The following is a 12,397-nucleotide window of genomic DNA, read 5'->3' as shown; positions in this document are numbered from 1 at the left end:
TCTCGATCTCTTCAGTGAATTCAGAAAGCCGGGCACGGCAAGGCGCAGCGCAGAGGCCGTGGCAGTGAAGTGACAAGGGGATTCGGAAGTCGGAAAACCGGATGTTTCGCGTGCATCAAGACCGCGCGGTAGCGCGAAGAGAAAGGATAACCGGGAGGCTCCAAAAGGGTGTTCATGCAAGTCCTGAAAGGAATATGGCCTTGGAGCGTACAGGCGAAAGCGACATTTCCTACAGCCGGAAATCATTACAAAATCTGTAATCAGCGCTTTTTGACTTGTTCGATGTACCTGACCACCGCAGCCGATTTCTCGAACCGCCGATGAATCAACGACAACCACGATGTCGCCTCGCAGCCCTTGATCGCCCGGTACAACACGCCCGGCAAACCGACATGCCCGACCACCGACTCCGGCACGACCGCTACGCCCTGCCCCAATGACACCAGGGCAATCACCGCCACCAGTCCGCCCGGCTGCGCCCCCAGTTTCGGTGCAAACCCGCCCTCGGCGGCGACTTGCAACGTGCCACTGATTTGTTCCGGCAGGATGAACGTCTCGTTTTGCAGATGCTCCGGACTGATGTCCGGCAGATGACACAGCCACGACTCGGAAGACAGCGCCAGCACGAAGCCTTCCGAGTCCAGGCGAATGGCCTCCAGACCGTCAGGCAGGGTCATGGGTGAGCGGACATAACCGATGTCGAATCGCCCCTCGACCACCATGGCCGGCAATGACGCCATGGGGCTTTCCCGCACATTCAGACTCACGTCCGGACACTCGCGACTGAAGGCCTGCACCTGCCTTTGCAGTACGCCCGAGTACACCGCCGACGCCACGTAACCGAGTTCGATATGACCGATATCGCCGCGTCCGGCGCGCTGGGCATTTTGCTGGGCGTATTCGAATTGCCGCACCGTCGCCTCGGCCTCGATCATTAACGCGGCACCGGCCTCGGTCAGGCTGACCTCTCGGGTCTGGCGCACGAACAGTCGCGTGCCGAGTTCGTTCTCCATGTCCTGGATCTGCCGAGTCAAGGTCGGCGGTGCGATACCGAGTTGTTCGGCGGCGCGGGTGAAGTTGCCTTGCCGGGCAACGGCCAGAAAGTAGCGGAAATGCCGTATGTCCATGGGTGCATTAGCTCAAAGGTAATGAAGTCCCGATACCGGGCTAACGAAGCCCGTAATCGATCGCGATAAGCTCATTGCCAATCACAGTAGAGAGCCAATGTCATGTACGTCAAACCCCTTTTCACCGCTGCGACCAACGCTCTTGCCCAAAAGGCAATCACGCCATGAGCCGGGTCAGTCCGCGCCTGACACTGCTGACGGCCTCCGGCGTTTGCTCGCTGATCGTGCTCGACACCAACATCGTTGCCGTGACCCTGCCGACCATCGCACGGGACCTGGGCGCGAACTTTGCCGACATCGAATGGGTGGTCAGCGCCTACATGCTGGCGTTCGCGGCCTTATTGCTACCCGCAGGCAGCATCGCCGACCGCTTTGGCCGCCAGAAAACCATGCTCTGGGGCCTGGGCATTTTCATCCTCGCCTCCATCGGTTGCGGCGCCGCGCCCACTGCGTTGTTCCTCGACATCACACGGGCGATCAAAGGTGTCGGCGCGGCATTGCTGCTGACCTCGGCTTTGGCCGCCATCGGCCATGCCTTTCACGATGAAGTCGAACGGGCCAAGGCCTGGGCGTTCTGGGGCGCGTGCATGGGCGTGGCGATGACCGCCGCGCCGACGGTCGGCGGACTGATCACCGAATATGTGGGTTGGCGCTGGATTTTCTACCTCAACCTGCCGGTCGGGCTGTTCTTGATGGTCATGGTCTGGCGCGCCGTGCCGGAATCGAGGAATACCCAATCGGCGCGCCTCGACCCCTGGGGCAGCCTGGCGTTCAGTGCGAGCTTGCTGTGCCTTATCTGGGGCTTGATCGAAGCCAACCGGATCGGCTGGAGCAACCCGCTCACCTACGCCAGGCTTATCGGTGGCGCCCTGCTGTTGGGGTTGTTTGTGCTGATCGAGCGGATGCAACAGCGACCGATGGTCGACCTGCAATTGTTCAGACATCCGCGTTTCATCGGCGCCCTGCTCGGCATGTTTGCCTATGCCGGTTGCGCTCAGGTGATGATGACGCTGCTGCCGTTCTACCTGCAAAATGGCCTCGGTTTCTCGGCCATTGCGTCGGGGTTGGGGATGTTGCCGTTTGCCGCGACCATGTTGATTTGTCCGCGAATCGGCGCTCGGCTTGCCCATCGATTTGCCCCGGCGACGCTGATGGCGGCGGGTTTGACTCTGGTCGGCAGCGGCAATCTGCTTAGCGCCTGGGCGGTCAGCAGCGGCGGCTACCTGCCTTTCGCCCTGGCCATTGCCGTGACGGGCGCCGGGGCCGGCCTGCTCAATGGCGACACGCAAAAAAACATCATGGCCTGCGTCCCTCGCGAACGCACCGGCATGGCCTCGGGCATGAGCACCACCATGCGTTTTAGCGCCATCGTATTGGCCATCGGCGTCTTCGGTGCGTTGCTGTCCAGCCATACCGAATTGCTGTTGCGCACCAGCTTGTCGGCGCACGACGCGCAATGGCTCGAACAGTCCAAGGGCATTGCCTCACGGGTGGTCGCCGGAGACATGACGGCGGCGATGAACCTGCTTCCGGAAGCCGCGCGTGCGTTGGTCGAACCGTTGGCGCGTCAGGCGTTCGTTGGTGGCTTCAGCCTGCTGCTTCTGGTCGCCGGTTTGCTGGCCTTGCTGGGGGCACTGGTGGTCGGCACGCTGATGCGCAATCCGATCCCGGCGCAGAAAAGTTTTTCACTCAGCCTGGAATAAACCCCGACGGGGCTCGTCGTACTGCCACTGAAATCGTTCAGTAGCCACTACGAGAGCCCCATCATGAAACGCATTCTGTCCGCCCTGTTTCTCATCAGTCTGAGCGGTGTTGCAGCGGCCGCTTCCATCGACAATTCCAGCACGCCGAAAGTCGAGGACTACACGTATTCGACGCCGCTCCACATCGCCAAGGTGCTCAACATGACCAGCAGCGATGGTTGCGGCCCCTTGCCTCGGGAGATGACCTACATTGACACCGCGGGCACCACCCATGTCCTGCGTTACCAGGCTTTTGGCGAAAACTGCCTCGGTCAGAACTAATGCTTGATCGACGCCAGCACCCGCTCGGCATTCTCGCCGCAGGCCATTCCTTCGGGCCGTGCCTGAATGTTCTCGATCAACCCCAGCAACTGCGCCTTGCTCTGTGCCAGGTGCAGTTGCATCGCTTCGATCTGTTCGACTTTGCGCCCTAGGCTCGCCACCAGTTCATCGTGCTTGAACTCGCCTGTCACCGTGTCCGGCAACAAAAGCTTCAGCTCTTCGAGGCTGAACCCGGCCTGCTGCGCGCACTGGATAATCTTCAAGGTTTGCAGGACTTGCGGCGGGTAGCGCCGATAGCCGTTGGCCAGGCGCTCCACCTGCCGAATCAGGCCCTGAGCCTCGTAAAACCGAATGCGCGACGCGTTCAACCCGCTCAACTGCGCCAATTCACCAATCTTCATCCCGGCCTCATTCGTCTGCTTGACATTAAAGTTAACTTTAAGCTTAGCCTCTACGCTTTACTGATGAGGAGTCAAGCATGTCGCCCTTCCAAACGCTGAATTTGCCCAACGGCCAGACCCTCGGCAATCGCATCGCCAAAGCCGCGATGGAAGAGAACCTCGCGGACACTGGACAAGCACCGTCCAACGCGCTGTTTCAGCTGTATCAAGCCTGGGCCGAGGGCGAAACGGGTCTGTTGCTGACCGGCAACGTGATGATCGATCGCCGAGCCATGACCGGCCCTGCAGGCGTGGTGCTGGAGGACGAACGGCATCTCGAGCAGTTCCGACAGTGGGCAACCATTGGCCGGTCCGGTGGCGCGCATTTCTGGGTGCAACTCAATCATCCCGGTCGCCAGACCATGGCCAACCTCGGCCAGCAAGCCTGGGCACCGTCAGCCGTGGCGCTGGATCTGGGTTCATTCTCCAAGATGTTTGCCGAACCCAAACCGATGTCGGAAAGCAATATCGCCGAGGTCATCCAGCGCTTCGCCACCAGTGCGGCCCTGGCGGAAAAAGCCGGTTTCACCGGCGTGCAGATTCATGCGGCGCACGGCTACCTGCTCAGCCAGTTTCTCTCGCCCTTGACCAATCGCCGCACTGACCGTTGGGGCGGTTCGCTGGAGAATCGCGCCCGTCTGCTGCTGGCCGTGGTCAGCGCCGTTCGCCAAGCCGTGTCGCCACAGTTTTGCGTGGCGGTAAAACTCAACTCCGCAGACTTCCAGCGCGGCGGTTTCGACGCGGACGACGCCCGGCAAGTGATCCTGTGGCTCAACGACCAGAAAATCGATTTGCTGGAGCTCTCCGGGGGCAGCTACGAAGCACCGGCCATGCAAGGCGAAGCCCGCGACGGCAGGACCTTGGCGCGGGAGGCGTACTTTCTGGAAATGGCCGGCGAATTGGCCAGCGTAGCGAGCATGCCAGTGATGGTGACCGGCGGGATTCGACGCCTGGCCATCGTCGAGCAGGTGCTCGACAGCGGCATCGCCATGGCCGGCATCGGCACGGCGCTGGCCATCGAACCGCAACTGGTCAAACGCTGGCGCGAAGGCCAGAACAGCCACCCGCAATTGCCGCCGATCCGCTGGAAACGCAAACCACTGGCCGCCCTGGCGAGCATGGCCGTGGTGAAGTTCCAGCTGCATCGCCTGAGCCGTGGGCGCAAGACCCGGCCAAAGGTGTCGGCGCTATGGGCGTTGATTGTTGATCAGCTGTACATCGCCCGACGCACACGGCAGTACCGACAGGCGATGGGTAAGTAATACATAAAACCGTATCGCCCCCATCGTCGGAACGCCGCCCCGGAGCGAGCCTGCTGGCAATGGGGCCCGTGAGGCCGACGATTACTGCCCGGAAAACCGCAACCTCGACAACTGACGCAAATTCCCCTCGACATAATAATCATCAGTCCAGCTGTCATCCGCCGCCAACGGCTGCACCTGCTTGAGCGCCAGTTTTTTCGCGTAATAGCGAAACCGGTAATGCTCATAAAACCGCAGCAACTCCAGGCCATAACGATCGGCCAGATCGGTATCGCCGCGGATGATCAGATAGTTCTCGTCATTGCTGTTGCTGGCCGCCGCACTGAGGTTATGACTGCCGCTGATGATCGTCGGCGTATCGCTGGTGAAATCCGTGACGATGGCTTTGGTGTGCACCAGCAGGTTGCCCTTCTGACCTTCCTTGCTTTCCAGGAGCCAACCTTCCAGGCCGGTATTGAGCAGCGCAACCGTGGTGAACTCGGCTGTGCGGTCGGCATGAAATCCGGTGATCTTGCTCGCGGAGTTTTGCAGTCCGTAGCGCAAAATGTCGTCGTGGGGCTCGCCGAGCAACGCGTTGAGGATGGCGTCGGGCAAGGTGAACGCGGTGACGAACAGCAGGTCTTTCTTCGCCGCATTGATGATGTCGACGAACTCATGCAAATCGCCCTGCCCCGAGCGCGGTGAGAACCCGGCAAACAATGGTTGCGTCGGGTCCATCGGATTGTGTTGCGTGATCCATTGCCGAGTGGCGCCGACATCTGCCGGTGTGTTCCAGACCTGCTCGAACATTTGCAGGTAGCGGGCGCCGACCTTAGGATCGTCCAGCACATGCACCACGTTGGCCTGACGGTAAATGCCGTTAGGGGTGAAGTTGGTGCTGCCGCAGAGCACGGCTTCTGGCTGGCGCAGACCCGCTGCATCGAGCCGGCTGAGGACCATGAACTTGTTGTGGAAAATGCTGTGGGTGACGCGCCCGCGCTTGTTCGCCGCCGGGATCTTTTTCAGGCTCGCCTCGTTCATGGCGGTCGTGTCTTCGTCCGGTTGCGCGTGATAAAGGACGCGAACCTTCACGCCGCGTTCGTGCGCCGCGTTCACTGCATCGACAATCACCGGCAACTGGTACTCGTAAATAGCGATATCCAGCGCCCACTGACCATCGACGGCCCGCTCGATAAACCCCAGCAAGCGCCCGAGCAAACCGTTCTCCAGCCATCGGCGCGGGGCATCGGGCCAGGCTTCGATGGGCAGTCTGTCTTTGCCGTTGAGGAGCGTGTCAAGTTCGGGAAACTTGCGCTGAAATGCCTGGCTGGCAGCCACGGCGCGATTGAAATTGACGCTTTGGTTGCCGGGATGACCGTCATCGGAAATGACCGTCACCTCCAGGAACTCACCCAGTTGCGGCGCATCGGCGCTGCCGTAGGTCAGATAGATCCGATAATGGATCGTCAGCCCCGGATTGACCGCGTAATCGGCCCAGCGAAATTTCTGTAACGGCGCGATATCGCTCGGGGTGGCGTGGTATTGGGGGAAGGTATGAGCCTTGCCCGGGAACGTCAGGCTATTGAACAAAAACAGCCAGGGCTTGCTGCCCTGCTGCTTTTCGATGGCGAAACCCAGCAGGCCTTTGCGCCGGGGTTCGGCCAGATCCATGGCCAACAGCACGCCGTTGGTGCCGGCATAGGCTTTGACGTGGAAGTCGTTCTGAGGGTTAACGGCAAGTGCGCGCATGATTCACTCCTTTGATCGAATGCACCTCAGAGCATAGGGTAGCGATGCCGATTCTCCATGATTATCCGGAATCGGGGTGATGCCATCGCGGGCAAGTCGAAGGGGCCCTTGCAAACAACACAGCTTTCAGCCCGAAACCAGCTCATCAATGTGCCGATAATCCGCCTGCAACTGCGCCGCCATCTGTCTGGCTCGCCCTAACCGAATCGGCCCGCGCTCGATATCAATCAACAACCCTGGGCAATCCAGCACCGGCAACCCCGGCCATTCCTTCAATCGCCCATCAGTCACCAGCAGCAGCCTTTGCTGTTCCGCCGGAAAGCGTTTTTGCCTTATCGCCAGCCAGTGCCCGGCTTCGCTCAGCGCCGCCAACAATGGCGTACCGCCGCCCGCGCCCAGGCCATCGAGCCAGACACGCAACCCCGTCGACGCTTTCAATCCCTGCACCTGCCACTTCGGCGCCTGGCCGCTAGCGGTCAGCAAAGCCAGGCGCGCCCGCTGGCGATACGCGTCGTCGAACACTTGCGCGAGCAACCCCTTGGCATCGCTCAACGCCTGATGACGGCGAGTCGAGGCCGACGCGTCGACGATCACCAGCCACAGTTCATGTGCGGAACGCGTGCGCAGGTGAAACAGCACCTCTTCGCGCTGACGGGGCCGGCCATTGAGCAAGGTGCCGGGCCAGTTGATCGAGCCACTGCGCGCGGCGTGACGCTTGCCCTGTTTGCCGTTATCCAGCCGTCCTGCCCGGGGTCTGGCATTCGCCCCCGCGTCAGATCGAGGGCGAATGCCTAGGGCTTTTTTGGCCAGCTCGGCACTTCGCGACGGGCACCGACCGGCAGCGCCTGGGCCGGCATTTCACCCCATTGCCCCTGCCCCTCGCTCGGACTGGACGGTTGCGCAGCAGGCGACTGATTGTGTTGCGGCGCCGGGTGCGATGGCTCGCGACGACGATGGCGCAGCGCAAACTCGGCGACGGCGTCGATATCTTCTTCACTGATCGCTCTCCCCCCTCGCCATGCGGCGTGGGCACGCGCCGCGCGCAACCAGACCAGATCGGCGCGCAGGCCATCGACACTGGCGGCAAAACAGCGCTCGGTGATCTGCGCCAGTGCTGCATCATCCAGAGGGATGCTCGCCAATGCGCTGCGCGCTTTCTGGCAACGCTCACGCAGCGACTGCTGCTGGCTTTCCCATTCGGTGCAGAACCCTTGGGGATCGCTGTCGAAATCCAGACGCCGGCGGATGATTTGCCCGCGTTCAGCCGGAGCGGTGTGGCCGCTGAGGGCGACGTTCAAGCCAAATCGGTCAAGCAGTTGCGGCCGCAGTTCGCCCTCTTCGGGGTTCATGGTGCCGATCAATACAAACTTCGCCGAATGCCGATGGGAGATGCCGTCGCGCTCGATCAGGTTGGTGCCGCTGGCGGCCACGTCGAGCAACAGGTCGACAAGATGATCGGGCAGCAGATTGACTTCATCGACGTACAGCACACCGCCGTCGGCCTTGGCCAGTACGCCGGGGGAGAATTGTGCGCGTCCTTCACTCAGGGCAGCGTCGAGGTCGAGGGTGCCGACCAGCCGTTCTTCGGTGGCGCCGAGGGGCAGCGTGACGAATTGGCCGCTGGCGAGCAGATCCGCGAGACCCCGGGCCAGGGTGGATTTGGCCATGCCGCGCGGGCCTTCGATCAGCACGCCGCCGATTTTCGGGTCGATGGCGGTCAGGTAGAGGGCGAGCTTCAGATCGTCGGCGCCGACCACGGCGGAGAGCGGGAAATGCGGGGTGTCGGTCATATCGAGGTCTCATCATGGTCGGGTGAGTGATCTTTCACAGGCGCAGCTATACCTGTGGGAGCGGGCTTGCCCGCGAAAGCGGTGTGTCAGACGACATAAATGATGAATGTGCCGCCGCCTTCGCGAGCAAGCCCGCTCCCACAGGTTTTGCGGTGTATCAGCCGTCTTCTTCTATATCCAGCAGCAAATTCTCCAACGCCTCGCGATACGCGCCCGGCTCCTGCCACATCCCGCGCTGCTGCGCCTCGAGCATGCGCTCGGTCATGTCGCGCAGCGCGTGGGGATTATGCTCGCGCACAAAATCCCGGGTCGCCGGGTCGAGCAAATACGCATCCGCCAGCAATGCATATTGATGATCGTCGATCAGCTGGGTCGTGGCGTCGAACGCGAACAGATTATCCACCGTCGCCGCCAATTCGAAGGCGCCTTTATAGCCGTGACGCTTCACGCCGTCGATCCACTTCGGATTGGTTGCCCGGGAGCGGATTACCCGGTTCAGCTCTTCCTTCAAGGTGCGGATCCTCGGCAGGTCCGGCTGACTGTGGTCCCCATGGTAACTGGCCGCTGCTTCGCCGCTGAGGCTTTCCACGGCGGCGAGCATGCCACCCTGGAATTGGTAATAGTCGTTGGAGTCGAGCAAGTCATGCTCGCGGTTGTCCTGGTTTTGCAACACGGCCTGAACCTGGCTCAGGCGTTGGACAAATTGTTCGCGGGCGGCGGTGCCTTTATCGGACCCGCCGTAAGCGTAGCCGCCCCAGTTCAGGTAAACCTCGGCCAGGTCCTCGCGGCTTTGCCACAGTCGACCGTCGATGGCGCCCTGCACGCCTGCGCCATAGGCACCGGGTTTGGCCCCGAAGATGCGCCAGCCGGCCTGACGCCTGGCCGCGTCTTCATCGAGGCCTGATTGCATTAACGCTTCACGCTCGGCGCGCACTTTGGCGGCCAAAGGGTTCAGGTCGTCTGGTTCATCCAGCGCGGCGACCGCTTGTACGGCGGCGTCGAACAGGCGGATCAGGTTGGCAAAGGCATCGCGGAAGAATCCGGAGACCCGCAATGTCACGTCAACGCGAGGACGGTCGAGCAAGCTCAGCGGCAGGATCTCAAAGTCGTCGACCCGTTGACTGCCGGTGGCCCAGACCGGACGCACGCCCATCAACGCCATGGCCTGGGCGATGTCATCGCCGCCGGTGCGCATGGTCGCGGTGCCCCAGACGGACAGGCCGAGCTGGCGCAAGTGATCGCCGTGGTCCTGCAAATGGCGTTCGAGAATCAGGTTCGCCGACTGGAAACCGATGCGCCAGGCAGTGGTGGTCGGCAGGTTGCGCACGTCCACCGAGTAGAAGTTGCGGCCGGTCGGCAGCACGTCCAGACGACCGCGACTCGGCGCACCGCTGGGGCCGGCCGGTACGAAACGGCCGCTCAGGGCGTCGAGCAGGCCGCGCATTTCTGCGGGGCCGCAGGCGTCCAGACGTGGGGCGACGACTTCGCGCAGGCTATCAATAATGGCGCTCACTTCAGACCAGCGCGCCTCCTGTGGGAGCGGGCTTGCTCGCGAAAGCGGAGTGTCAGTCGATATTGATTTATCTGACCCGCCGCTTTCGCGAGCAAGCCCGCTCCCACAGGGGTCGGGGTTGGCTTGAGGCGGGTTTAGTGTCTGCGAGATCAATTGAGTGGCAAACAGCTCCAGGCGTTCTCGGGTATCCCCGGCGGTGCGCCAGACTTCGTCGCTGATCGACATCAAGGCATCCGGTCGAGGCCCGACCCACGGCTCGGCCAACGCACAATCCAGCGGATCAAACCCCAACTCAAACGCCTTGGCCAACGCCCGCAACAGACTCGATTGCGCCCCACGACCATCGCCTCGGGGAATACGCAACAGCGCCAACAACGTATCGATGCGCAAGCGCCCGGTCGGTGACTCGCCAAAGATGTGCAGGCCATCGCGGATCTGCGACTCTTTCAAGTCGCACAGGTATGTGTCCAGACGCGGCAGCCAGATCGCCGCATCGGCGTCGCTGTTGAGCTTTTCATCCAGTTGCAATTCACGGTCGATGTGGGTGTCGCGCACCAGTTGCAGGATGTCGCGCTGCAATTCACGGGCGCGGCGCGGATCGAGCAACTGCGCTTCGTAATATTCGTCCGCCAGCAACTCAAGGTTGCGCAAAGGGCCATAGGTTTCGGCGCGGGTCAGTGGCGGCATCAGGTGATCGATGATCACCGCCTGGGTGCGACGCTTGGCCTGGGCGCCCTCGCCCGGGTCGTTAACGATGAACGGATAGATATTCGGCAGCGGCCCGAGCAACGCGTCTGGCCAGCAGTTTTCCGAGAGCCCGACACCTTTGCCCGGCAGCCATTCGAGGTTGCCGTGCTTGCCGACGTGGATCACACCGTGGGCGCCGTAGGTGTTGCGCAGCCAGAAGTAGAACGCCAGATAGCCGTGGGGCGGCACCAGGTCCGGGTCGTGATACACCGCGCTCGGATCTGCCTGATATCCCCGCGCCGGTTGAATGCCGACGAAGGTCAGGCCAAAGCGCAGCCCGGCGATCATCATGCGTCCGTCACGGCACATCGGATCGCTGTCGGGCGTGCCCCAGCGCTTCAGCACGGCTTGCTGATTGGCTTCGGGCAATGTGTTGAACATCAGCCGATAGTCGTCCAGCGCCAGGCTTTGGTGACAGGGACGCGGGTCAATGGTGTCGAGGTCGTTGCTGACGCCACCGAGCAATTGTTGAATCAACGCAGTGCCGCTTTCCGGCAACTCGGCAGGCAGCGGATAACCTTCGGTGTGCAGCGCGCGCAGGATGTTCAGCGCAGCCGCGGGAGTATCAAGACCTACGCCATTACCAATGCGTCCATCGCGAGTCGGGTAGTTGGCGAGGATCAGGGCGATGCGTTTTTCACTGTTCGGCACGCGCGCCAGATCGATCCAGCGCCGCGCCAGTTCGGCGACGAAATCCATGCGCTCCGGCTGCGCCCGGTAGCACACCACGTCCGACTGACTACGCTCGCTGCGCCACGCCAGGTCCTTGAAGCTGATCGGCCGACTGATGATCCGCCCGTCCAGCTCCGGCAATGCGATGTGCATCGCCAGATCACGCGGGCCGAGGCCCTGTTCGCTGGCGAGCCAACCCGGCTCGTTGTCCTGAGCGCAAATCGCCTGAATCACCGGAATGTTTCGTCGAAACGGTCGCAAATGTGGCGCTTCAGGACTGGATTGTGCGAAACCGGTGGTGTTGAGAATCACCCCCGCCTCGACTTCGTCCAGCAAATCCTCGACCACCGTCAGGCAGCCGGGTTCTTTCAAACTGGCCAGCGCAATCGGCAACGGATTCAAACCCGCCGCCTGCAAACGCTGGCAGAAAACATCGATAAACGCAGTGTTCGCCGCCTGCAAATGCGAGCGATAAAACAGCACCGCCGCCACCGGTTGACCGGCCTGCCAGTCGGCTTGCCAATCGCTCAGTTCAGCGGGGCTTTTCTGCGGATGATAAATCGCCGTGCGCGGCAGGGTTTGCGGCTCAGCCCAGGCGTAATCGCGATCCAGCCAGCGATTGGCCAGACAACGGAAAAAATCCAGGGCATTGGCCATGCCGCCCTGACGCAAAAACTGCCAGAGCCGGTCGCGGTCGTCGGCAGACACGGTGCTCAGGTCGCTGAGCTCCGGGTCCGGACGATCATCGCCTGGCACCAGAATCAGCTGCACACCGCGTTGGGACAGCTCCACCAGACGTTCGACCCCGTAACGCCAATAGGCGATGCCGCCGTGCAGCGAAATCAGAATCACCTTGGCATGGCGCAACACTTCGTCGACATACAAGTCGACCGACGCATGATTCTGCACCTGCATCGGGTTGGCCAGACGCACGCTGGGGTAATCGTGCGGTAACTGCTGCGCCGCTTCGGCAAGCAGCGCCAGGCTTGAATCACCGCTGCACAGGATCACCAGCTCGGCGGGGGTTTGTCCAAGGTCGGCGATGTTGTCATCCGACACGAAACCGCCGGGCTGGGTCCTGAGCAGGTGCATGG

At 61.9% G+C, this 12,397-nt stretch carries 9 protein-coding genes; 3 read left to right on the top strand and 6 right to left on the bottom strand.

The window, feature by feature from the left end:
* Window positions 1-260: 260 nt before the first annotated feature.
* Window positions 261-1,127, bottom strand: coding sequence for a LysR family transcriptional regulator (locus ACA072_RS13200; protein ID WP_497624687.1), 867 nt, complete (start codon window positions 1,125-1,127; stop codon window positions 261-263).
* 164 nt (window positions 1,128-1,291) lie between these two features.
* On the opposite strand from ACA072_RS13200, the gene ACA072_RS13195 reads away from it, so the two are divergent.
* Both ACA072_RS13195 and ACA072_RS13190 read left to right on the top strand, forming a co-directional pair.
* Complete coding sequence (locus ACA072_RS13195; protein WP_497624686.1) at window positions 1,292-2,830, top strand: MFS transporter; 1,539 nt, start codon at window positions 1,292-1,294, stop codon at window positions 2,828-2,830.
* A 63-nt stretch (window positions 2,831-2,893) separates the two neighbouring features.
* Window positions 2,894-3,151, top strand: a complete 258-nt coding sequence (locus ACA072_RS13190) for a DUF2790 domain-containing protein (RefSeq protein WP_497624685.1) — start codon at window positions 2,894-2,896, stop codon at window positions 3,149-3,151.
* Here the strand turns inward: ACA072_RS13190 and ACA072_RS13185 are convergent.
* The gene (locus ACA072_RS13185) at window positions 3,148-3,552 is read right to left on the bottom strand and encodes a MerR family transcriptional regulator (protein ID WP_403098155.1); all 405 of its coding nucleotides are present in this window, start codon (window positions 3,550-3,552) and stop codon (window positions 3,148-3,150) included. The genes ACA072_RS13190 and ACA072_RS13185 overlap by 4 nt on opposite strands.
* A gap of 77 nt (window positions 3,553-3,629) precedes the next feature.
* Between ACA072_RS13185 and ACA072_RS13180 the strand changes: the two genes are divergently transcribed.
* Window positions 3,630-4,853, top strand: a complete 1,224-nt coding sequence (locus tag ACA072_RS13180) for an NADH:flavin oxidoreductase/NADH oxidase family protein (protein ID WP_497624684.1) — start codon at window positions 3,630-3,632, stop codon at window positions 4,851-4,853.
* Window positions 4,854-4,934: 81 nt separating this feature from the next.
* Here ACA072_RS13180 and ACA072_RS13175 read toward each other — a convergent pair whose 3' ends face one another.
* From ACA072_RS13175 to cobN, 4 genes are all read right to left on the bottom strand, one after another.
* Window positions 4,935-6,581 (bottom strand): phospholipase D-like domain-containing protein, encoded by a 1,647-nt coding sequence (locus tag ACA072_RS13175; protein ID WP_497624683.1) that lies wholly within the window; start codon window positions 6,579-6,581, stop codon window positions 4,935-4,937.
* Between the two features lie 126 nt (window positions 6,582-6,707).
* On the bottom strand, window positions 6,708-7,319 hold the full coding sequence (locus ACA072_RS13170) for a vWA domain-containing protein (protein WP_497624983.1): 612 nt from the start codon (window positions 7,317-7,319) through the stop codon (window positions 6,708-6,710).
* Window positions 7,320-7,372: 53 nt separating this feature from the next.
* Window positions 7,373-8,371, bottom strand: a complete 999-nt coding sequence (locus ACA072_RS13165) for a magnesium chelatase ATPase subunit I (RefSeq protein ID WP_497624682.1) — start codon at window positions 8,369-8,371, stop codon at window positions 7,373-7,375.
* Window positions 8,372-8,528: 157 nt separating this feature from the next.
* Window positions 8,529-12,395: a cobaltochelatase subunit CobN gene (gene cobN / locus ACA072_RS13160; protein ID WP_497624681.1), complete on the bottom strand. Its 3,867-nt coding sequence runs from the start codon at window positions 12,393-12,395 to the stop codon at window positions 8,529-8,531.
* Window positions 12,396-12,397: the final 2 nt, after the last annotated feature.

The sequence above is a fragment of the Pseudomonas sp. LBUM1656 genome, from assembly GCF_059716065.1.
Note: the sequence above shows the minus strand (reverse complement) of the source record. Positions and strands in the feature narration are given on the sequence as shown.

What these genes read in the sequence shown, in the direction of transcription:
- ACA072_RS13200 (WP_497624687.1), bottom strand. Translation starts at nt 1,127, where the DNA reads ATGGACATACGGCATTTCCGCTACTTTCTGGCCGTTGCCCGGCAAGGC.
- ACA072_RS13175 (WP_497624683.1), bottom strand. Translation starts at nt 6,581, where the DNA reads ATGCGCGCACTTGCCGTTAACCCTCAGAACGACTTCCACGTCAAAGCC.
- ACA072_RS13185 (WP_403098155.1), bottom strand. Translation starts at nt 3,552, where the DNA reads ATGAAGATTGGTGAATTGGCGCAGTTGAGCGGGTTGAACGCGTCGCGC.
- cobN (WP_497624681.1), bottom strand. Translation starts at nt 12,395, where the DNA reads ATGCACCTGCTCAGGACCCAGCCCGGCGGTTTCGTGTCGGATGACAAC.
- ACA072_RS13180 (WP_497624684.1), top strand. Translation starts at nt 3,630, where the DNA reads ATGTCGCCCTTCCAAACGCTGAATTTGCCCAACGGCCAGACCCTCGGC.
- ACA072_RS13190 (WP_497624685.1), top strand. Translation starts at nt 2,894, where the DNA reads ATGAAACGCATTCTGTCCGCCCTGTTTCTCATCAGTCTGAGCGGTGTT.
- ACA072_RS13195 (WP_497624686.1), top strand. Translation starts at nt 1,292, where the DNA reads ATGAGCCGGGTCAGTCCGCGCCTGACACTGCTGACGGCCTCCGGCGTT.
- ACA072_RS13165 (WP_497624682.1), bottom strand. Translation starts at nt 8,371, where the DNA reads ATGACCGACACCCCGCATTTCCCGCTCTCCGCCGTGGTCGGCGCCGAC.